Raw genomic sequence first — 22301 nt, 5'->3', positions numbered from 1 at the left:
TCTCCTATTGTATTTAGAAAGTTATATGAAAAGCGATGTGCTTAATTTATTGTCCGAAATAAACGGGGAATACCAGATTGGAGCGGATAGCGCGGTCGTGATAGAATGGAATTTTTATTCGCATAACAAATACGAGGCGCCCAAATCTTTCTGCATCAGAAACATTAAAACAAAATTAGATTTCCTTCATTGGGCATAAAAAAACCCACCAAAAGGTGGGTTTGATTTAGAGAAAGGTCTCTAATTTAAGAGTGAATTTTCTTATTTAGAAACGACTTGAAAAGTCACACGACGGTTGATCGCGTCTTTTTCATCAAAACCAGAAATTGGCTTAGAAGAACCAGCAGCTTTTGTCACCAATCGGTCAGCAGGGATTCCTTGTTTTACAAGTGCGTCTTTCACTGCATCAGAACGAATTTGTGAATAGTATCCGTTTCCTTTTTTAGCACCTTCTGCTTCTTCTGGACCAGATGCATCTGCGTGACCAGTCACTTCAAGAGCGTATCCTTCAGGAAGTTTTGCAATAGCATCTTTGATGTAAGAAACGTTGTCTTTTGCCCAAGTTTTGAAATCTTCTGCTTGGATGTCCGCTTGTTTGTAGCTAAAACCTCTGCGACGAACACCATCTGGATAGCGGTAGTCTTTGAGTGCTACATTGATTTCGTCCAAAAGAGCTGCATTGAGATCTCTGGAAGATACAGTGGATGTTGTTCCCGTAGTGGAAGTTGTGTCTTTCGGAGTTTCTTTTTCTTCAGAAGACGAACAATTCGTTAATGAAAGCGAAAGACCTGCGAGGAGGATGAGGCTTAAAAAAAATCCTTTTTTCATCAGTTGACCTACCTTAATGTTTCCATAGTTTAGTTCTTTTCATTAGATAACAACCGAAAATGCAAATATTTGTAACTGTTTCCGAAGATTATGACCAAAGTCGCCTGGATGTCTTTCTAAAAGACAATGCCGGAGACGATCTCAGCCGTTCTACCGTTCAAAAGTGGATTGATTCTGGATTTGTGACAAACAAAACCAAAGAACAACTGGCCACTAAAAACGGATATAAGGTGACTCTTGGTGAAGAGTACGTCGTGAATGTGATCGCAAGACCCCCTTCTCGGCTCGAACCCATTCCCATGGACATTCCTGTTCTTTATGATGAGGACGAATTTATGGTTATCCATAAAAAAGCGGGGATCGCTTGCCACAGTGGACCAGGTGATGACCAACCTTCTCTTGTGAATGGATTATTACACCAATTCAAAAACCTATCAGCCACAGGCGGTGAACGTCGTCCAGGAATTGTGCATCGATTGGACAAACCAACAGAAGGGGTTCTCATCATTGCGAAAACCGATCGTGCCCATGCAGCACTTTCCAAAATGTTCCAAGATAGGCTTGTAGATAAAACCTATTACGCTTGGGTTCTCCAAGCTCCCGTGGAGTCCGAAGGAACTGTCAATCTACCCATTGGTCGCCATCCCGTAGAACGAGTGAAGATGTGTGTAAGAGAAGATGGGCGAATGGCTATCACTCATTATAAAACGGAAAAAATTGTCCAAACACAAACAGGTCGTAAATTTAGTTTGATGAAACTAGGGCTTGAGACAGGTCGTACCCACCAAATTCGTGTTCATATGGCGAAGATTGGTTGCCCTGTGGTTGGAGATACTTTGTACTCTCGTTCCGCAAAGGATTATACTCAGTATGGACTATTACTTTTTGCCAAACGATTGGAATTCCCACATCCTTTCATTCCCGACAAACGAATCTTAGTAGAATTGGAATTTCCAGAAAGGTTTAAAACTTTTGAAAGGAAATGTCCTAGTTATTGAGAAATTTAAAACCGATTTTTATACTTTTGGTTCTATTTGGCGCCTTTCATTTGTTTTATGGTGCCATTTACGAAAATCATTTAGGGGAAGGAACAGATAGCGATGTTCTTTATCCGTTTCTTTTTGCTCGTGATTTTTGGGCGGGAGGAATCAGAGGTTGGAACCTTCCCCCATCTTCCGGTCTGTTTCCGGAAATTGGACTGGCGATCCTTATCTATCCGGTGTTTCCTTCTGCTGATTCCTTTCATTACGCTTTTGGTTTTTTCTTTTTTGTAATGCCCTACTTTTTGGCAAAAACATACGGATTTAAGAAACGACAATCTTATCTTTTTTCTTTGGTTTTTTTGGCTCTTGCGGGAATTCTACCAAACTCTTTGGGGCAGTTTTATTTTCCAAGTTTTCATGCTGTAACTTTATTATTTGCCGCTTATACTCTTTTTGAAATCAACCATTGGGATTCCAAAAATACACTCCAAGGATTACGTTTTTTTCTTATCTTTTCACTCATTTGGATTTCCGAGTATTGGTTCTTTGTGAATGTGGGACCTTTTCTCCTGATTTACACTATCTTACATTTGCGAAAAAAATCTTTTTATCCTATTGGTTTGATTTTTTTAAGTTTTGGATTGGCAAGAGTTTGGCAGTTAGGATTCAGAAAAATGGGGATTGGAGTTTTTACATCTAAAGACCTCCCTACAATGGACAGAATTCATTCTGCATTTGATTTGATTTCCCAAGATCCAAACCTATGGATTTCGGGAGTGATTCAGTCCACCACCAAACATTCGCTATTTTATGATTGGTTTTATTGGTATTTTGTTTTATGTATAATATATGTTTTGTTTTTATTTCTTCGTTTGGAATTAAAAAAAAATTTTTTGGACTTTGTATTTCTTTTATCACCTATTCTGACAGTGGTGGCTCTTTATATTTTCCAAATAGAACCTAACTTTCGCTACTTGTATCTTTTGCCCTTTTGTTTATTTTTTCTGATCATAAGGTTATTATCAATCATTCCGGTGGTTAGGTCTTTTGTGAGTTTAATTATTTTTCTAGGAATTGTTTTCATTTATAATGAAAAATATCCTCTACTCGCAAATGCAATCAAAGAAGGAGAATCCCAAAGGGCTCACAGAATGGAATGTCTTTCCGAGTTTGATCCCAATATTCCTGGAGCCGCCACTTACTGGCCCATCAAATATAGTTATACCTATTCTGACAAAAATTGGACTCTCGTCCCGTTCACAAAAGCTGGAGTCTACTACCCTTGGGTTTCTAACCAAACTTGGGATAAGGGTTTTGAAAAAAGGCCTTTCGAAGATTTTACTTGGGGGATTACAGAAAACAAAGAAAATTTGGAACAATGGAAGGGAGTTCGGGTGGTGAAAGAATGTGAAGGTTGGTTTTTTTACAAACGCTAGAGTTCCAAAGTTGCCATATCCTATGCGTAGATTTAGATTGATTCATTTTTCATTTTTAGGACTTTAGGCTACGTTATGATTGAAATTCTCTCTGACCCAACAGTATGGCTTGCACTATTGACCTTAACGGCTTTAGAAATTGTTCTAGGTATTGATAATATTATCTTTATCTCTATTCTTTCTTCAAGGTTACCAAAAACAAAACAAAAGTCTGCCCGCCAAATTGGACTGATGCTCGCTATGCTCACAAGAATTCTTTTGCTATTTTCTCTTTCTCTAATTATGAAACTGACGACTCCGGTTTTTACAATCATCAACCATGCCATCAGTGGCCGTGATATCATTTTGATTTTAGGCGGACTCTTTCTCATTGCCAAGTCTACCACAGAAATCCATCACAAACTAGAAGGAGAGTCTGAGTCCGAAGAAGGAAATGGAAAACGAGTTTCCTTTACCAAAGTCATCATCCAAATTATGATTCTAGACATTGTGTTTTCTTTGGATTCAGTGATCACCGCTGTGGGAATGACTGACCAGTTAGGTGTGATGATTACCGCCGTTGTTTTGTCTGTAGGGTTTATGTTGTTATCCAGTGGAAGTATTTCCGACTTCGTGGACAGACATCCTACGATTAAAATTTTAGCGCTCAGTTTTTTAATTTTGATTGGGGTGGCACTTCTTGGGGAAGGATTGGAATTACACATTCCGAAAGGTTATATATACTTTGCGATGTGTTTTTCTGTGATCGTTGAATTCCTAAATATGAAACTCCGCTCCAAACCGGAAAAACCAATCTCTCTAAAAGGAAAATTCTAATGAAACGTAAAGAGTTCTTAAAAAAAACTGCATTGTCTTATACCATTCTGCAACTACCACTTCGTGCGGAAGGGAATGAAAAAGAAACAAAATCGGATCCATCCAAAGAATCTCCTTGGGCGGAAGCTGATGATCTTGCTGACCTTCGCGAATTGTTGGTGAGTTTACAATCTGATCCAGAAGGAATCAAACTTTCTGGAAACTGGAGTGAGGGAAAGGTATTTGCTCACTGCGCCCAAAGCATCGAATATTCTCTTAAAGGATATCCTGAAATGAAATCCGCTATCTTCCGAGGTTCTATTGGAAAGATTGCCTTTTCTATTTTTGCATTCAAAAACAAAATGAATCACGGACTAGAAGAACCCATTCCTGGGGCAGAAGACATTTCCAATGCCACTGAAGTCAAAGTTGGAATCAAAAGACTCATCCAAGCCATTGATGATTTTTCCAAAACAAAAGAATCATCCTTAAGACCTCATTTTGCTTATGGAGAACTCACCAAAGAAGAGTATGATGTGGCCCATAGCCTTCATATCAAAAATCACATGGAACGAGTGTTAGGGTAAAATAAATTCTATTTGTTGGCAGAGATCTTCTGCCTTGTACATTTTTGAAAGATAAGCAGAAACAATAGATTCCAATCCCTCTTCTTCCAAAAATTTGTCACCACCGGAGAGAGGGGCGTCCGAACTAATCAAAATGATTGGAATCTTCTGGTCTTTGTGGCGGCGCCCTTCCCATTCATGAATTAAGGATATTCCATTCATCCCAGGCATTTGTAAATCGGTGATGAGAAGAGATGGTGTGATCCGAGAAAGATGTGACAAAGCCTCTTCTCCATTTCCAGCTTCGATCACAATCCACTGATTCCTTCGCATAACCTCCGCTAGGTCTGACCTAAAATTTCCAGAATCATCCACAAGAAGTACAGACTTGGTACTTTTTGATAAAGAAATTTCAAAGGAAGAACCCACACCCAGTACAGACTTAATTCTGAGTTTTCCAAAATGGGCTTCGAGGATATTCATACAAAGTTGTAAACCGAGACCGGTTCCCCTCTCCCCAGCAGTTCCCGGAAGACTTTTGATATTTTCTTCACCGGTGAGTTTGTGGATTTGTTCTTCGCTCATCCCAAGTCCGCGATCACGAATTTCTACAGAAAGCCATTTTCCTTTATAAGAAACACCTACCCAAACCTCAGAATTGAGATAAGAATATTTGATGGAGTTGGTTAGGATATTTTTAAAAACTTCACCAATCAAAGTTCTGTCGGCTATGATTTCTGCTTGGATAGGAGTTTCTTTTTGAATTCGAATCCCTTTGAGAGTCGCCAAAGGTTCGACTGATTCGATGATTTCGTTCAGTAGTTCGTTCACACAAAATCGAGTTTGGATGAGTTTGGTTCCAAAGGCATCAAACCGACTGACATCCAGTAATTGTTCCAACATCCTAAGTGATTGGGTGACTCCAGTTTTACAAATTTCTAAAAATTTCTTTTTTTCTTCTTCGGAAGATTCACTAAAACTAAAATCGATTACATCTAAAATTTGGTTCACACTATTCAGCGGCGAACGTAAGTCATGCGAAATAAGAGAAACAAAGTTTGCTTTCCAACGGTTTGCCTTTTCCAATTCCAAAGTACGTGCTTTGACTTTTTTTTCGAGGGCTTCTTTTCTTTTGTATAATTCTTTTGATAAAGATTCGGATCTTTTGTAAACACGTACAAGCCCAAAAGTCACACCGAGTGTTTGTGGAAAAATAAATAAATATAGAGAAACGAGACCCATGGGTCTGTATCCAAAGTTAGGATTGGCGATCAAAAACAAATCAATGAGTGCACCGATGATTGCCAAAAGTAAACTAAAAAAATACAATCGACTTTCTTTTCTTTGAAAGTACAAAGCAACGGATACTGAAATTAATCCTAAAAATACAAACATCGCAGAGGCAGATTCAAAATAAAAAGAAATCTCTGCGAGATGCGAAACAGGAGTCAAAACCGCGACCCCAAAAAATACCAAAGCATAAAGTTTTAAAAAAACTAACATCCGTCTGAAAAAACGAATTTGGGTTAAATTCAAAAGAATGTAAGCACCAAAATACATAATCAAAACAATACCAAGGCGAGAGAGTCGAAACAAAGGAACACAGTATTCATCAGGAAAAAGATTAAATAAAATTTTTGTTTCGATGAGTGTTGATGCCAGTATCAAAATTCCCAAATATACAAAGGCCATCCGAAGTGCATTTCGTTCAGAACGATTGATAAAATACACTAACGCATGATAAATGGCTAGTAGTGCCATAAAAATCATAAGAATCCATGTGACTGTATAATTTACATTCCAGATACGAATGATATTTTGTAATTTTCCAAAACGAATGATTCCGTGAATGCCTGCATACTTATGAGAGAAATTGGAAACATGAACGACCAAATCTAATTTTTTTGTGATTCCCTTTAAAGGAACAATTTTGATTTGGAAAGAAGGACTATGATCTTTCGCGGTTTTAGCTAGGTTTCCGTTCTCGGCAATGAGTTCCCCATTCAAATACATTTTATAAGCAGTATGTAAAACTGGAACTAGAAGTGTATAAGGCTCTTTATCCGAAGTATTGTCTGTCTCTGGCAAAAGAAGCGTTAGGCGGTAGGTAGCAAATCCAAAACTAGGGTAATCTTCCCCGTCTTCATTCTCTTGGGAAAACCAAGGAACTCCTACTTTTAGATACGACTTATGTTCAGGAGATTCTGATTTAGGATCTAAAAATTCATTCCAATAGAATTCCCATTTTCCCGTAAGGTTTATGGTTTCCCCTGAAAAGTTGGCAGTGCGGGCATCGAGAACACCATCTTTTGCGAGTAAGGTTGGATATGCATCAAACCGGCAGGAGGTGGTACCTAAAATGATGAAGAGCAAAATTAAGGGATAACTACAAAAAATAAGTAAGTCCCAGAAAGATTTTTGGATGGATGAGAAGAATACGCTGAGAATCATGAGGCTGTGGAATCCGTTAAAATTGCCATCTTAGAAGATCATTCCGTTGTCACAGAAGGAATCATATCTATCCTAAAATCCAATCCTTTCTTTTCTCTTGCCGGAGAATTTCGAACTGCTGCCGATTTGTTTCATTTTTTAGAATCTAGTCCCATCCATGTTTTGGTATTGGACATCGATTTACCGGATCGTAATGGCATCGATGTTTTGCGTGAAATTAAAGAAAAACACCAACCCACAAAAGTCATCATCTTTTCATTACATGGAAGTCGAGTCTATGTAGAAGATGCCCTCAAAGCCAAGGCCGATGGCTATATGTTAAAGTCCGATCCTATCTCTAAATTACCAGAAGTCATTGAACTTGTGATGAAAGGTGGCTCTTTTGTTTCCGATGGAGTGAGTAAGGTCCAACTTCCTTTCTCCGCTTTCCAAATGGAAATTCTCAATTTACTCGTACAAGGTTTGTCACAAAACGAAGTGGCGGATCGAATTCAAAAATCGAGAAAAACAGTAGAATACCATCTCAACCAAATGCGGACAAAATTCTCCTGTAAAAACAACAACGAACTTATTTCCAAATACGAAAAAGAAATACAAAAATAGTCGTTTCGTGATTTCCCAGTCATTTGTTTCGACTAAACTAATTGTATGAAACATATTTATTTACTTCGTCATGCCAAATCAGAATGGGATGAACCTTATGATTCTGATTTGGAACGTTCTCTATCCAGACGCGGAAAGGAACAATCCAAAGCCCTACGCGAATACTTAAAAGAAAGCCGATTTGAATTTGACCAATGTTTGGTTTCACCCGCCGAACGAACGCAAAAAACCTATGCCTCCCTACGCAAAGAAATCCTTCGTTTTCCCAAACCGGATTTAAGAGAAGCCATCTACGATGCGGAAAAAGAAGATCTTTTATTTTTATTACATGGCCTTTCTCCTTCCGTTCGTTCTGTTTGCCTTGTGGGCCACAATCCCGGGTTAGAAGAACTCGGATCGGCCTTACTCTTTGGAGAAACTTCTGCCACAAAATTTCAGAAATTTCCCACGGCCTCATTTCTCGGCTTGAGTTTTCCAGAAGATTCGTGGAAAGATCTTAGCTGGGGCAGTTGCCAATTGGCAGTTTTCTGGATCCCTGGGCAAATAGGCAAAGAATGAAACCTTTATATTCAGAAGAAAGAATCCACCAACGTGTAGAAGAACTAGCGAGAGAAATTTCTCGTGATTTCCTAAGCAAAGATTTAGTTGTGATTGGAATCCTCAACGGTGGATTTATTTTCACAGCTGACCTTTGCCGTAGCATCGCCATCCCACACGAAGTAGATTTTATGGCCGCCTCTTCTTATGGAGATGGAACCACTTCTGGAGATTTAAAAATCACTAAAGAGCTCAAACACTCAGTCAAAAATAAATCTGTATTGCTTGTGGAAGACATTGTAGATACAGGAAAAACTTTAGAATACTTGTTAGAAGAAGTAGGAAAACAAAATCCCAAAGACTTAAGAGTTGCCACTTTGTTTTGGAAAAAATCTAAAGCAAACCCACATATCCCTGTCGATTATCCAGGTTTTATTATCGAAGATGATTTTCTAGTCGGTTATGGTTTGGACTACCAAGGCCGGTATCGTAACTTACCTTATGTGGCGAAGTTGGAAGGGATGGAGTAAAATTCTTAATTAAGGAAAATCCTAATTTCCTTTCATGACGACTAATATAAATTAGGCGAATTTCACTACATATAAAAAGTTTTCTCATACGAAAGGAATGAAATTTATTTCCAATGATCACTTGTAAAAAAACAAATTGCCAGAAACCTTCTTTTTAAATCCATTTCTTAAATAGATGACTGTTCGCTTAATTTTTCTTTCCTTGGTTTTATCTCTTTCTGGGAACTGCCAAATGGTTTCCTTATCCAATCCATGCGATAGTGAATCCAAGGACTTTTTCCCGCAACTTCTGATTTCCGCCAGTATCGAAGGTGGATTTTGCCAGATGCAAGTTGTAAATACTGGTGACTTATACAGATACACTGATTTTACATTTTACAAGTCCATCCCTATATCCGTATTACCGAAATCAGGTGATAAAACAGAGATCACCATACAACCAAATCTTCCCAATGGTTTGTATATCGATCCAAACACTGGAGCCCTTTCGGGAACTCCTGGCTCTCCTCTCGGAAGACAAAGTTATACGGTTTATAGAAAGAAAGTAGCAATCAGTCAAATTTCTATCGAAATTCGAGATTTAGTAGCAACGAAAGTGTACGGACAATTTGGAAATTTCAACTGCGGCGCAGACACTAATAACGGGAGCTGTGTTGCGGGATCAACGACGGCAAACAATCTTTCTGGACCGAATGCCGTAACCACTGACAATGCAGGTGGAGTTTATATTACTTCTGGCAATCGAGTTCTATATTATCCACCAGGCCAAACAACGGCTACACGAGTATACGGACAACATGGATTGTTTACTTGTAATATTACCAATGCTCCTTCCGATCTAAGTTGTAGTGGACCGACAGCTCTCAATGCAGGGAATCTTGATAGTCCCCAAGGGATCGCAGTTGATGAAGCCAATCAACTCTACATCACCGATGCAAATTTCAATAAACGTTTGTTGGTATTCCCAAATGGAAGTATCGTTCCTAATCGAGTATTGGGAGTTCCCGATTTTGTAACTTCAGGTAGCGGAGCAGCATCCGCATCCAATTTTAACCTCCCTATGGATGTAAGTTTTGAAAGTTCTGGTGGTATGTATGTTTCTGATTTTGGAAATAATCGTGTTCTTTACTTTCCTAAAGATGCAAACATAGCCACGGAAGTGTATGGACAACCCAATTTTATTATGAACGGATCAGGGCAGACTGCCAGTAACCTTAACACCAATCGTGGGATCGTCGCAGACTCCGTTGGCGGAATTTATATTGCAGATACCGGAAGTCACCGAGTTGTTTATTATCCGAAAGGTGCATCTGCTGCCATTAGAGTTTATGGCCAACTTACTTTTACAGCATTCTCTTCTCCTGTTAGCCCGACGACTAATACTTTAAATAATCCTTCCGCAGTGGCCTTGGATCAGAGTGAAAACTTATTTGTAGCAGACCAAATCCACCACCGAGTGTTAGTCTACCCCCGAACGAATCTTACTACGGGAATGACAGCCTCGGCCGTTATTGGCCAATTTGGAGACTTCGCTTGCGGTGCTGATAATAATGATGGTTCATGCAGTCCCTCAATTAATCCTAGTGCAGCAATCTTAAAAAGTCCTGTTGCTGTTCATTTTGACAAACAAGGTCGGATGTACATTGCGGATTCTGGAAACAATAGAGTATTGGTTTATTAATCAACGCCACATGCGAGCCATACTATCGAATGATAGTCTTACCCAACACCCATCTCCTTTTCGTTCTTTTTCCTAAACTTCGCTGATAATTTATTTCAGAATTTGAATTCACCAACTCATTTGTGATAGACGGTAGTTATCTACAAAGTTTTATATCAAGAAACTTTCCTATATGAAAATCATATGTAAATTATTTACCATCGCACTTCCTATTTTCATTTTTCTCACGATTGGCTGTCAACCAAAGGATCTAGGCAACAATTGCGATCCCAAATCCGATTCCTATTTTGAAACATTGGTATTTCAGGCTCTTAGCACAGCTGTATCCTACCACTGCGGATTCAATCTTGTGAACATTCCCCCATTCGGTTACAGACATTCAAATTACAGACTTTATCTTGATTTTCCTGTTTCCATCGTCCCTCGCTATCCGATGAACTCTAGTTATTCGATACAAGGAGTTTTGCCTGCTGGTTTGACTTTTGATACCAGAACGGGGGAAATCAGCGGAACAACCAAAGCAATCACTGCTCCCACAAATCTCACCATCACCAAAAATAGCCCCGGCTTTGGAATTGTGAGCATTACTTTGCAAGTGGTGGATACAATCCCTACTTTCGTCTATGGACAATACGGCTATTACACATGCGCCAATACATATAACAATGGTTCCTGTGCTCCAGGATCAGTGACCAATCAAAATTTTAGTTTTCCCTATGGAGTGGTTGCCGATTCCTCTGGAGGAGTTTATATTTCAGGTGTCAATCGCATCCAATACTTTCCACCAAAGACAACTGCTTCCACAAGAGTGTATGGACAATTTGGAAACTTTACTTGTGATACGGCGAATATGCTTTCGGGTGGATCTTGTAGTGGTGGTGCCATTTCTGAAAACTCCTTAAATTCTGTTCGTGGACTGGCATTGGATGACAGTGAGGGTTTATATGCTGTAGATACGGCTAGTAATCGGGTATTATATTTTCCTAGAAATTCCAATACCCCAACACGCGTATATGGACAATCAAACTTTACAACTGGAACGGCAGGGACGACAAGTGCCACTAGTTTGTACTCACCACTAAGTGTTCACGCCGCGCCCGATGGAGGTGTCTATATATCTGAATCAGGCAATATTCGCGTATTGTATTTTCCACCTAACTCTACAGTGGCTACGCGAGTTTATGGCCAACCAGATTTTTCTGATAATGTACCAGGCAATTCCAACGTAAAAATGACAGGGCCCTATGGAATCACAATGGATTCGGAAGGAGGGTTGTTTGTCGTTGACTCGGGAAATAATAGAGTTCTCTACTTTCCAGCTGGTTCTACCACTGCAACAAGAGTGTTTGGTCAACCAGATTTTATTACTGTAACAAGTGGTTCATTGGCAACCAATTTAAATAATCCCAATTGGGTAGCACTTGATCAAAGCGAAAATCTCTATGTCGCAGACACAGGAAATAACCGAGTGCTTATATATCCAAAATCCACAGCATCGGCCGGAATAGCAGCAGTAGCCGTATTAGGTCAGTTCAATAGTTTAACATGTAACTTAGCTAACAATGACGGAACCTGCACTACAGCAGGAGTCATAAGCGCAAAAAGTTTATCTAGCCCCTCAGGGATTTATTTCAATCAGTTCGGCCAGCTATACATTGCCGACCGAGGAAATAACCGAGTATTGGCGTTCTAAGAGAATCTTTTCACAACAATACCATTTGATCCCGAATTTATAGGCCTCATTAAATTTATTAATTAGATTAAATTCTCAATAGAGTTCTGATTTTAATTTTTCAGGCGCCTCGCATTGGTTAGTGGAACCAAATCAAACCCTTAACCGACCGGGCTCCTCCGGGGTGCGCTTACGCTCCCGTCTCACCTATACTAGGTGAGACCAAGCCCTTCGGATCCCCTGGCGCAGGGAGGAGCTACCAAATAAAGAGGGAGGGTTTGAAGGAGTTGGCGCCGTTCTGAGTAACGACTAAAAGTTTGCCACTAATAGGATCTAAAACTGCACTGGGCAAATTGCCGGAATAATTTCCTTGTCCCGCAGATATATCAGTGTGTGAGCAGTTAGTTCCATCCAGATTGCACCTAAATAAGCTTGGCTTATAGTTATTAGCTCCATTTTGTGTAACGACGAGCAATTTACTGTTGACTTTATCTATGATTACTCTCGGACTACTTCCTGAATTACCACCTTGTCCCGCAGATATATCAGTGTGTGAACAATTAGTTCCATCCAGATTGCACCTAAATAAGCTTGGCTTATAGTTATTAGCTCCATTTTGTGTAACGACTAAAAGCTTCCCGTTGATAGGATCTAGAACTGCACTGGGGTTAATACCAGAATTATCACCTTGTCCCGCAGATATATCAGTGTGTGAGCAGTTAGTTCCATCTAGATTACACTTAAATAAACTAAGTTTGTTGTTATTAGTTCCGTTGTATGTCACAACTAACAGCTTCCCATTGGTATGATCTAAAACTGCACTAATTAAACCTCCCGTAAAATATCCTTGTCCAACTGAAATATCGGTAAGGGAACAACTACTTCCGTCTAAATTACACCTATATAGACTTGTCCTAAGGAAATTTGCACCATTCCTTGTGACAACGAGCAATTTACCATTGATGTGATCTATGAGTGGGACAATAGAACTCAGAGCAGAATTATTTCCTTGTCCCGCAGACAAATCAGTGTATAAACAGTTATTTCCATCCAGATTGCACCTAAATAAGCTAGGTCTACTACCATCATTTGGTGCATTACTTGTGACAACCAACAACTTCCCGTTAACAGGATCTAACACTGCACTGGGATACCGCCCCGATTCCGTTCCTTGGCCAACTGAAATATCGGTATGGGAACAATTGTTTCCATACATATTGCACGTAAATAAACTAGGTTTAGAGCCATTCGCACCATTTTGTGTAACAACAAGTAGCTTATTATTTTTATAGTCCAACACTGCCTGAGGAGCATCCATGCTTGAATTTGTTCCTTGCCCCGCAGATATATCAACATGTATTCCCGTCGCACTTGTCCCAGGAGGTGTCGCTGTCGTCAAAGCACCCGCTTCCAACATCGAAATAGCACTACTTGCCAAGGCATTACTTGCCACCACTCTAAAGTAATACAATGTCCCACCAGTCAGTCCTGTAATCGTTGCAATTGGATCCGTCACTGGCCCAAAACTATTCGATGCCGTTGTCACACCCGGACTTGTGCTGTAGTACACAGTGTACGATGTGGCTCCAGTTACCGGCCACCACTGTACAATAGCACTCGTTCCACCGGCTTGCGCTTCTACAAAAGCAGGTGCATTTGGCGGACCCACATGGAAACTTTGGTTCCCAGCAGTGCTTAGGTTTCCTGCCAAGTCACGAGCTAAGTATTTGACTTGATTGCTACCATTGGCAAGTGCCACTGGAGAAGAATAAACCGTTCCATTGGTGACAGCACCACTACCGTCAAACGCTGGCTCTGTGCCATTTAGTGTATAAATGATTTTATCACATCCGCTTCCGCCAGTGTCGGAACAACTTAGTTGGAGTTGGGTTCCCGACGCAAAAGGACCGGAACCAGAAGGGGAGGCCATCGTGACAATGGGAGCTGTAGTGTCCTTATTTGAACTGCGAGTGGTGGATCCAAAACTACCAATTAGGTTTGCGACACAAATACGAATGGAAGTGTCCCCTTCCACAAAATGAGAGTTGGCAATCGTTGAAGTGATATCAGTTGTTGCAGCAGCATTTCCGGTTACATTCGCATTGCTTCCTGTATTGGTAAGAGCCGTTCCAGTGGAGCAGCTAGTTCCGCCTAAACGAATTTGGTAGGAACCAGCTTTGGAACTTTGCCAGCTTACCGATACATTCGAAGATCCATTGATCGCTGCCGTATGGGTATTCACGGTGATCGTAGCCACTTGTGTGTCCACAGTATAATTTTGTGAACTCACACCTGAAACATTTCCTGCCTTATCGCGAGCCACAAACTTCGTATAGGTGACAGTACCATCGGTCATGGCAATGGCAGCGGTATATAAAGTTCCGCTGCTGACGGTTCCTGTTGTTCCTTGAATAGTCGGATTTGTAGGACTAGAGCCAGCTTGCACAGCATAAGCGATCTGATCACATCCTGAACCACCAGTATCGGAACAGGATAGCGAAACGGAAGTTGCCACTCCATAACTTCCTGCCCCTGGATCCGCTGTGACCACAGGCGCGGTATCGTCTCGTTGCAAACTAACAGATACAAATCCAGTCAGTCCGTTAGAAGCGGTTACGCAGATACGATAGCTCTTTGTGCCTTCACCAGTGAAATGAGTATGAGAACGTACAAACCCTTGGTCTACGTTAGCAGTAACAGATCCCGTAGTAGCAATGGTTCCTGAATCACAAGAACTTCCTTCACGAACAGTAAAAGATCCGGAGCGATCGGATCTCCAAGTCGCAGTGGAACTGCTAATGGCTCCTGCAGAAGCACTGATGGCCGTTGCTGATTGACTTACAATGGAGAGAGCAGGAATTTTAGTATCAATCGTATAAACAATGCTAATGGGTGCAGAAAGATTTCCAGCTAAGTCACGACAGATGGCTTGGAGGGTATGACTTCCTTCTGTGGAGAGAGAAACGGCTTTGGAAGATTTTACAATGATGGTTCCATTTTTTGGTGCAAACGTTGGCGCGGATGCATCCAGAGTATAAACGATAGATCCAGGTGCTTTGTTATCCGAGCAAGTAAGAGTTGTGGTTTGCGTTGTAGAGAAAGTTCCGGTTAACAAAGAACTGGTGATGGTTGGCGGAGTGGTGTCACTAAGTATCGTAACAATGGCCGTGTCATTGGGAGTTCCATCTCCATCGGTATCAAACCCAAGAGGATTTCCATTTCCATCCACAATGATGACCACAGGATTTCCTGTTCCCCCTGGCCCTGTTGTGAGAAAACCCGGTGGGTTTGGACTAATATAATAATCAGGGAGTCCGTCCCCATCGGAGTCTACTGCATCAGGAATCCCATCACCATTGGTATCGATGAGAATCAAATTGGGGGTTGTTCCACCAGTGAGATTGATTCCATCGGAAACACCGTCGCCATCAGAGTCGACTAAGGTTCCATCCGGTTTTCCATCACCTGAGAGATCCACTGCAGTTCCTGGAGATAGGTTTTGGGAGGAAGTGGGGGAACCACCGACAAGACCCAGCAGAAAACCGAATAAACTAAAGTCTGTTTGGCCCCCACCATTGGGTAAAAAAAGAACACAATTGCTCGTGAATAAAACTAAGAACGAAAGGAGATAGGTTTGTTTTGGGATTCGCATTTTACTTTTTGCCTAAAAATTCGCATTAATATTCGAAAATAGTAATGTGCTTTTGAATTTTGTTAGTGGGCAACTAATTTTCATTAGATTGTCCAAAAAGTGACCTTTTGCAGCTAAAAATGTTCTAAAAATAGGTTTCCACCGATTTTAACGGTCTAGGAAAAGGTAACAGTTGTGATGGGAACAGATCCTTAGGGATATGCCGAGAATGAAACTGACTGTTTTTGGAAAGAAAATTCGAACTATAGATAGATTGATTCTAAATCAAATCAGTCCTTGCAATGTAACGAATGGAAAGACAACAAAAAAGGAACCAATCAAATTAATTCTTTGGATTGGTTCCCATTTTTCAGTGATTGAATTGAATCAGCATAATCAGAATAGAATCAAAATTTTGCAAAATTCTATTTAAAGAAGGATTGGATTTACCTCTCCCCCTACTTCACCGGCTCCGCCGAAACTTCCACTTCTGGCAAAGATGCTCTTAAATACCCTGATTGTAACACTGCCACCTGTCCTTGTTCGCTGGTAAGAAAAGTAACAAAGGCATCAATTTTATCACCTTGGTCGGTTTTATAAATGATAAATAGTTCGCGAGCTAATTTGTATTTCCTATCATAAACATTTCTTACAGATGGAGATACATATGGATCTTTGTTCGTTCTTGCATAGTCGAGTGCTTTGAGTTTGTCTTTGTTTTCCACAAGAGCAGATCCCATTCCCATATAACCAATGCTATTTGGATTTTCTTGAATGAATTTTGATAACTCAGCATTGTCTTTTACGATTTTAGCGTCTTTTGTAAATACATTCGATTTGTATTCATTGAACTCGTTCAAACCCAAATCCTTTCGTTTGAGGATATGGTTTTGGAAATAATCTTGAGTTCCGGATTTATCGTTACGGATCACGATGGAAATCGGAGCATCAATACCACCCACTTCTTTCCAGTTTTTGATTTTTCCAGAAAAGATATCTGATGTTTGTACCAAGTCTAGTTTGGAAATTGTGTTTTTTGGATTCACAACAAGTGCTACTCCATCGTAAGCCAGTCTTACTTTTTCCAAATTTCCTGTTTTACGAAGGTCATCAAATTCTTTTTGGTTTAAGTCACGGGAAGAAACAGCCATATCGATTTCGCCTTTGCGTAATCTGTCGATTCCTGATTCAGATCCACCACCTTCGACTGTTACACGAGCATTTGAATTTACTTTTTCATATTCGGTCCCTAAGTATCGCATCATACTGTTCATGGTTTCAGAACCAGCCACTTTCAGGGTTTGTTTGTCCTTACAAGCGACAAAATTAATTGTAATCAAAATGTAAAAAAGCAGAGAAAGGTTTTTCATGGTAATTCAGGTAAAGCCAAAAATCAATCCTTCGTCAATCGCAAAAACCTGTAGTTTTTTCTCTTTCCCCTATCAGTTTTTCAAAAAAATCCCCGATCATTGCAATGTGAAGACACTCCGACGACTCGTATTTTGTTTTGTCATCTTTTTCCCATTTGTGGCCTCCACACCAGTACCATCAGGGAAAACCACTTTCCTGTGGAAATGGAAAGAAAACCAAGTTTTAGAACTGAATGAATACCATGATGTATTTTTCCGCGTAGGAACTAAAACAGTGGAAAGAGAAGATAAAAACAGAGTGGTGATGAAACCGAAAAAATGTTCATCTGATTCTTGTTTGGTGAATGCTTTTTTTGATACTTATATCCGTTACGGAAAAACATCTGGCCCTTTCTGGAAGGACAAAGAGTTTGTATCTGACTTTACTCTCTTTCGTAATGGTCGCTATGAAGTTCCCAATGATTTCATTATGCCAAACCTTCGCAGTTTTCCGAGTTTTCCAGACACTCCAGTTTCTGTTTCTGATATTTGGAAATTACCTGCAGAAGAGTCTTTCGATTTCAGTGCAGAACGCATCCGTGTCAAAGTCCTACCTGAATATACCTTCCAAGGCATCCATCCTTGGTCAGAAGGAAACTATAAAGGAAATTGTGAAAAGATCACCTACACCTATCCCATCTTTTATACCAAACCAGAAGGCGAAAAAATGGTACCAAACGTACCATACAAAATTTTTGGTTTTGCTTCGGGAACAGTTTTCTTTAACGCGAGCAGAGGTGTTCCTGAATTTAAAGAAGTCAAATTATCTTACACGTTTATTTATCCTAATGGAACCGTTCAGGAAGCAAACTTTCATATCAAAGGAATTTATTTCCTTCGTAATCAAGTGAATGCCAAAGACAAAGAAGCAATTCGAGAAGATATCCTGGGTGATCTCATTGTGGGATATACAGGAGATCCGAATGGGACCAAGTTAGGTGATCCTAACAAAAATCCATCAAATGGAAAAGAACCCGTTGGTGAAAATTTAGGACGAATCACTGACACAGGAGAAATTCCTTCACCAGACAAAAATACTCTTCCAGAAAAACTTCCAATCACAGTAAGAACTTCCGATGACGGAATTGTATTTTCCTTAGATTCCATTCTTTTTGATTTTAATGATAGCAAACTGAAACCCGATGCCGAAACCGCAGTGGCAAAGATTGCAGAAATCTTAAAAAAATATCCTGATCGAGAAATTCGAGTTTCCGGTCATACAGACAATATTGGGAAAAAAGAATACAATCAAAAACTTTCCGAGGATAGAGCTAAATCCGTTTTACATTCATTAGTTGATAATCACCAAATGGATGAAAAACATATATCCTTCAAAGGGTATGCCGACGATGTTCCGATTGTTCCCAATGATACAGAAACAAACCGTCATAAAAACCGTCGGGTGGAAATTACTTTAGTTTTAGATTAACGACTAACCGATTTGTAAATCGAGTCCCACAGAATATGGAGGGACAATGGGTTCGCTAACCTTTTTTCCTCGTTCCATAAGTACTTCCATTTCTTTACGAATTTCGATGAGTAAACTTTGGATGGCTTCTTTTTTGTTCGACTGGTAGGTTTGGTAGTATGGTGCCAAGGAAAAGGCAGGTGCCACAACTACATGGGCAACCCTTGCTCTTGATTCCGTTTTTCCAAAAATATGTTTTTCAAAACTACAAATACATTCCATCAAACGTTCCGCAGACGGCCATTGGATTAAATTTTTGGGTTTGGTAATGATAAATGCGTACGCTGTGTCCACAAGCTGTTTGGCTCTACGAATATTTTGATCAGTAAGATTTTTAGGTGTAGAAGAAAGTGGAGCCCCCGCAGCCAAACTATCCAATGACATAAACAACAATCGAATTTTTTGGATGGCATTGTCTGATTCATGAAACTTCACATTTAAAATGGAAGCCGCAAGGTTGAGAGCCGTGTGCCTTGCCCGACCCAACCGGTAATCAAAATCCTTTCCTTCGGTTGCAGCTCTTGGAATTCCTAGTTCAAATTCGGTTTCTTCTAACATCACACGACCTACAGTTAAAAACCGACGGAGTAAGGTTCTTCCACCAGGATAAAGTTTAAGTTTGCGTTCAATCCGAGAAAGAGAAGTTTCAATGTCAGCAAGGATCGAATCACGGGAACCGGAAATTTTATATTTCACAAAGCTAGGTTGGATCCATAACTCTGCATTTGGATCTTTTGTAAGAGCGGCTTCCAATCCCCAAAAAGAAACTTGGGCCACACCGGGCATAAACGAAACCAAATTGTCGTTTTCACCAGAAACCATTCCTTCTGGATACATCACTAGTTTTCCATCCGATTCGGCTAAGATTTGTTTAGCGGTCTTGATGGCATTTCGATTGAGAGTTCCTGCAATGACAGAAAATGCACCCACTCGTTTGATGACCTCACCTACCAAACCAAATGCCCAATTAAAAATACTACGGGAGGTCATAAAGTGAAATCTAGTTCCGATTTGATTCGCAACGTAATAAGCAATGATGGGTTCGATTTCGCTCGGTTGGTTGGATAAATACATCACCCTTTTGTTTTTGATTTCTTTGAGATGGAGTTCATCTTCTTTTGCGATTTCTACTCCATCAATATTGAAGAGAAGTTTGGAAAGAATGGGGAAACCTAAGTCCAGTCCTAAAGCAAAGGGAAATTCAAAACGAGGAGGAATAAAAGAATCTTTCATACAATTGTCTAGTTAAGATAAGACGAACCCCTTTGCGAATACGAGCAATTATTCGTGGATGTATCCCCAGGTTTCTAATATTTTTTTTACCTCTTTACCCATCTCACGTTGTACTTCCGATTCTCTGGTTCCACTAAAGGCACCATCGTTATACACCCAAGGCAAAGGAGAAGATGGGAATCCTTCTGGCTGTCTTTCCGAGACAATCAAATCTTCTAAGTGATTCATAGACCTTTGGTATTCCAATCCATACCTTCCAAAACGAACAGGAATCGTTTTTCCATTCCGCGAAAAACTAAAGAAGGCTCCCAGTTCTGGATTCACCGTTTTGAATACGACTTCTTCACCGAGGACTGTATTTGTTTTTGTCGCTTTCGATTCCTTTTGTAAGGAAATTGTTTTTGCCGAACCGGAAATCAGTTGGACCGCATCCGAAACTTCCCAATCGTAAATGGATCCTTGGACATTGAGAGAAATAAAATCACGACAAAGAGATTCCGAACAAGGGGGAATCAAAACACGCAAATGATTTCGTTTTAAAAAATTCTCACGACGGAAGTCGGCTCTTGCAATTTGTAAAAGTTTTTCCCCTTCTGGCAAAGGACTTAAGTTGGTTTTTTCCTCTGGGTCTTTGGTGAGGTCATACAATTCTTCGGCCATGGTATGTGGTTCCCCTGCCGATGTTCGCCTAACTGTAGTAAACCCTGGATAACGACGAATGTATTTATAATTTTCTGTCCGAACCGATTCCGACATCCTCCCTTCTGTATAAATAAAACTCTCTTTAGGGCAAATGTCTGTTATGCGAATGCAAGAAGAATAATCGACACCTTTGTATGTGGATTCCTTAGGCAATAAATCCAAAAAACCCAGAATGGTAGGAGCGAGAGACAACAAAGAGGACTGACCTGAAATTCGGATTTGCCCCCCATTTGCATTTTTCGCAAGTTCTGATCCTAAACTCCCTTGGATGGATTTGGGGAGTTTGATAAAGTAAGGGACATTGATTTCTTCATCATAATGAGTTTCTCCATGACCAAACCGGGTTTGCATAATGAAATGATAACTATAATCATGATGGGCACTGAATAATTCTCCGTGGTCGCCTGTGACGATGATCATGGTTTCGTCGTAAGTACCTTGTTTTTTCAGAGCCTCGACGAGCCGGCCAATTTCCCGGTCTGTATAATGCATCTCTCCCAAGTATCTTTGGACTGGAGATTCATATTTGTAAAATACATCGGAAGGAACAAGGGAACGAACCGCAGCCATATCCTCTGGTGGTGGCGAATAAGAAGCATGAGGAGTGTTCAAATTAAAATGTAAAAAGTAAGGTTTGTCTTTGTATTCGGAAACAAATTGGACAGCCTTGCTTGTGAGAACCTCTGTATCTACGATGTCCATTCCCACCTGGAAAGAATTATGAAATCCCAAATCCAAACCAACCGTAGTGTAATCCAAAAAGAAAACATTATTCATAATCGTTTGGGTAAAGTAACCCGCTTCCCGAAATGTTTTGGCTAGGTTGTCTCTTTTTTTTCCATAATAAACTTTTCTTTGGTAGGGTTTTGTCGAAAACCAAGAATTCCCCAAACCAAGGTTAGATGAATATTCCGAATGAAAAAATGACATCATCGAAGGTTTGGTCCAGTTCCCATTAGCAAAAGGGTTTTCGAAAAACACCGATTCCTTTGCCATCTGATCCATCACGGGTGTGACAGAATGAGGATACCCATAAGCCCCGAAAAAATCCTTCCTTGCGGAATCAATGACAATTAGAATCACAGATTTTGGTTGTCCCTGTCCAGGTAATTGGTTTCCTGAAGAAGTTCCATTATCTGGATATAACAAAGGTTCTCCGACAAAAAGATAACTCTCTTTACTTTCCCAAACGAGTCTGAGAAATCCAGATTCTCCAATCTCCAAAATTTCTTTTTTAGGAGTCCATCTTTCCTTTTCTGACCCAGAAAGATCCCATTCCTTTAAAAGTGTATCCCCGGAATAGATTTTGAATTTTCCAGAAATTTGAGTTTGAAATTCTTTTTCGCCTAACAATCCTATCAGCGAAGAAAACGCGTAACTTCCTTTTAAAACTTTAAATTCATACTCCTGGCCTGGGGGAAAAAAAAGGGAATCGAGGGAATGGTTTAAAAATATCTCTTTATCTGTATTGAATGTAACTTGTGTGTTTTCCCATTTGCGAGACAGGGGAAGGTCACTTTGGCGACCGGGATTTTTTTTCCAATGGTAGGGTATAGGATCTTTGGAAATTGCGATTTTGGATTTAGCATTTTGTAATTCCAAAACCAAATCTACGGGGAAACGTCTTTCCGATTTGTTCAAACAGCTTAGGAGACAAAAACAGATCGTAAGGGCGAAAGGAAGAGTCGCTCGCATTTGGAACCAGTTTGGGAAACTGGTTTCGGACGAACAGGAAAAGTTCTTTCTTTTTAGGTTTCTATCATCCATCATTGACAT

Annotated in this window: 16 protein-coding genes; 10 read left to right on the top strand and 6 right to left on the bottom strand. The window is 40.1% G+C overall.

Features of this window, described 5'->3' with window-relative positions; all coding sequences use genetic code 11:
* Positions 1–261: 261 nt before the first annotated feature.
* Positions 262–831: an OmpA family outer membrane lipoprotein Loa22 gene (gene loa22 / locus EHQ70_RS17415; protein WP_208729588.1), complete on the bottom strand. Its 570-nt coding sequence runs from the start codon at positions 829–831 to the stop codon at positions 262–264.
* A gap of 56 nt (positions 832–887) precedes the next feature.
* Here loa22 and EHQ70_RS17410 point away from each other — a divergent pair, with 56 nt between their 5' ends.
* From EHQ70_RS17410 to EHQ70_RS17395, 4 genes are all read left to right on the top strand, one after another.
* Positions 888–1826: an RluA family pseudouridine synthase gene (locus tag EHQ70_RS17410; protein ID WP_135588480.1), complete on the top strand. Its 939-nt coding sequence runs from the start codon at positions 888–890 to the stop codon at positions 1824–1826.
* On the top strand, positions 1823–3247 hold the full coding sequence (locus tag EHQ70_RS17405) for a hypothetical protein (RefSeq protein WP_135588479.1): 1425 nt from the start codon (positions 1823–1825) through the stop codon (positions 3245–3247). Before EHQ70_RS17410 ends, EHQ70_RS17405 begins: the two co-directional genes overlap by 4 nt.
* Before the next feature lie 78 nt (positions 3248–3325).
* Positions 3326–4063 carry a TerC family protein gene (locus EHQ70_RS17400; protein ID WP_208729587.1) on the top strand — a complete coding sequence of 246 codons (738 nt, stop codon included), beginning with the start codon at positions 3326–3328 and terminating at the stop codon, positions 4061–4063.
* Positions 4063–4629, top strand: coding sequence for a DUF1569 domain-containing protein (locus EHQ70_RS17395; protein WP_135588477.1), 567 nt, complete (start codon positions 4063–4065; stop codon positions 4627–4629). Before EHQ70_RS17400 ends, EHQ70_RS17395 begins: the two co-directional genes overlap by 1 nt.
* Here EHQ70_RS17395 and EHQ70_RS17390 read toward each other — a convergent pair.
* Positions 4621–7059, bottom strand: a complete 2439-nt coding sequence (locus EHQ70_RS17390) for a hybrid sensor histidine kinase/response regulator (RefSeq protein ID WP_167481728.1) — start codon at positions 7057–7059, stop codon at positions 4621–4623. The genes EHQ70_RS17395 and EHQ70_RS17390 overlap by 9 nt on opposite strands.
* A gap of 6 nt (positions 7060–7065) precedes the next feature.
* On the opposite strand from EHQ70_RS17390, the gene EHQ70_RS17385 reads away from it, so the two are divergent.
* From EHQ70_RS17385 to EHQ70_RS17365, 5 genes are all read left to right on the top strand, one after another.
* Positions 7066–7662 carry a response regulator transcription factor gene (locus EHQ70_RS17385; RefSeq protein WP_135588476.1) on the top strand — a complete coding sequence of 199 codons (597 nt, stop codon included), beginning with the start codon at positions 7066–7068 and terminating at the stop codon, positions 7660–7662.
* Between the two features lie 45 nt (positions 7663–7707).
* Positions 7708–8220 (top strand): SixA phosphatase family protein, encoded by a 513-nt coding sequence (locus EHQ70_RS17380; protein ID WP_135588475.1) that lies wholly within the window; start codon positions 7708–7710, stop codon positions 8218–8220.
* A complete protein-coding gene (hpt, locus tag EHQ70_RS17375; protein ID WP_135588474.1) occupies positions 8217–8729 on the top strand; it encodes a hypoxanthine phosphoribosyltransferase in 513 nt (170 codons plus the stop codon). Before EHQ70_RS17380 ends, hpt begins: the two co-directional genes overlap by 4 nt.
* A 232-nt stretch (positions 8730–8961) precedes the next feature.
* Positions 8962–10410 carry an NHL repeat-containing protein gene (locus tag EHQ70_RS17370; RefSeq protein WP_135588560.1) on the top strand — a complete coding sequence of 483 codons (1449 nt, stop codon included), beginning with the start codon at positions 8962–8964 and terminating at the stop codon, positions 10408–10410.
* A 172-nt stretch (positions 10411–10582) separates the two neighbouring features.
* Entirely contained in the window at positions 10583–12103 is a 1521-nt protein-coding gene (locus EHQ70_RS17365; protein ID WP_135588473.1) for an NHL repeat-containing protein, read from the top strand.
* 235 nt (positions 12104–12338) lie between these two features.
* Here the strand turns inward: EHQ70_RS17365 and EHQ70_RS17360 are convergent, their stop codons facing one another.
* Both EHQ70_RS17360 and EHQ70_RS17355 read right to left on the bottom strand, forming a co-directional pair.
* Positions 12339–15734, bottom strand: coding sequence for a chitobiase/beta-hexosaminidase C-terminal domain-containing protein (locus tag EHQ70_RS17360; protein ID WP_135588472.1), 3396 nt, complete (start codon positions 15732–15734; stop codon positions 12339–12341).
* A gap of 437 nt (positions 15735–16171) precedes the next feature.
* A complete protein-coding gene (locus tag EHQ70_RS17355; protein ID WP_135588471.1) occupies positions 16172–17083 on the bottom strand; it encodes a phosphate ABC transporter substrate-binding protein in 912 nt (303 codons plus the stop codon).
* On the opposite strand from EHQ70_RS17355, the gene EHQ70_RS17350 reads away from it, so the two are divergent.
* On the top strand, positions 17082–18551 hold the full coding sequence (locus EHQ70_RS17350) for an OmpA family protein (RefSeq protein ID WP_135588470.1): 1470 nt from the start codon (positions 17082–17084) through the stop codon (positions 18549–18551). The two genes, EHQ70_RS17355 and EHQ70_RS17350, sit on opposite strands and share 2 nt — an antisense overlap.
* Positions 18552–18554: 3 nt before the next feature.
* On the opposite strand, the gene EHQ70_RS17345 is transcribed toward EHQ70_RS17350, so the two are convergent.
* Both EHQ70_RS17345 and EHQ70_RS17340 read right to left on the bottom strand, forming a co-directional pair.
* Positions 18555–19823, bottom strand: a complete 1269-nt coding sequence (locus tag EHQ70_RS17345) for a lysophospholipid acyltransferase family protein (protein ID WP_135588469.1) — start codon at positions 19821–19823, stop codon at positions 18555–18557.
* Between the two features lie 48 nt (positions 19824–19871).
* Positions 19872–22292 carry a sulfatase family protein gene (locus EHQ70_RS17340; protein WP_135588558.1) on the bottom strand — a complete coding sequence of 807 codons (2421 nt, stop codon included), beginning with the start codon at positions 22290–22292 and terminating at the stop codon, positions 19872–19874.
* Positions 22293–22301 lie beyond the last annotated feature (9 nt).

This window comes from Leptospira congkakensis (assembly GCF_004770265.1).
Taxonomy (GTDB): Bacteria; Spirochaetota; Leptospiria; order Leptospirales; family Leptospiraceae; genus Leptospira_A; species Leptospira_A congkakensis.
Note: the sequence above shows the minus strand (reverse complement) of the source record. Positions and strands in the feature narration are given on the sequence as shown.

Excerpts from the sequence above, each read along its gene's own strand:
- EHQ70_RS17410 (WP_135588480.1), top strand. The coding sequence starts at position 888 with ATGCAAATATTTGTAACTGTTTCCGAAGATTATGACCAAAGTCGCCTG.
- EHQ70_RS17395 (WP_135588477.1), top strand. The coding sequence starts at position 4,063 with ATGAAACGTAAAGAGTTCTTAAAAAAAACTGCATTGTCTTATACCATT.
- EHQ70_RS17390 (WP_167481728.1), bottom strand. The coding sequence starts at position 7,059 with ATGATTCTCAGCGTATTCTTCTCATCCATCCAAAAATCTTTCTGGGAC.
- EHQ70_RS17380 (WP_135588475.1), top strand. The coding sequence starts at position 7,708 with ATGAAACATATTTATTTACTTCGTCATGCCAAATCAGAATGGGATGAA.
- hpt (WP_135588474.1), top strand. The coding sequence starts at position 8,217 with ATGAAACCTTTATATTCAGAAGAAAGAATCCACCAACGTGTAGAAGAA.
- EHQ70_RS17370 (WP_135588560.1), top strand. The coding sequence starts at position 8,962 with ATGGTTTCCTTATCCAATCCATGCGATAGTGAATCCAAGGACTTTTTC.
- EHQ70_RS17365 (WP_135588473.1), top strand. The coding sequence starts at position 10,583 with ATGAAAATCATATGTAAATTATTTACCATCGCACTTCCTATTTTCATT.
- EHQ70_RS17360 (WP_135588472.1), bottom strand. The coding sequence starts at position 15,734 with ATGCGAATCCCAAAACAAACCTATCTCCTTTCGTTCTTAGTTTTATTC.
- EHQ70_RS17350 (WP_135588470.1), top strand. The coding sequence starts at position 17,082 with ATGGTAATTCAGGTAAAGCCAAAAATCAATCCTTCGTCAATCGCAAAA.
- EHQ70_RS17355 (WP_135588471.1), bottom strand. The coding sequence starts at position 17,083 with ATGAAAAACCTTTCTCTGCTTTTTTACATTTTGATTACAATTAATTTT.
- EHQ70_RS17345 (WP_135588469.1), bottom strand. The coding sequence starts at position 19,823 with ATGAAAGATTCTTTTATTCCTCCTCGTTTTGAATTTCCCTTTGCTTTA.
- EHQ70_RS17340 (WP_135588558.1), bottom strand. The coding sequence starts at position 22,292 with ATGGATGATAGAAACCTAAAAAGAAAGAACTTTTCCTGTTCGTCCGAA.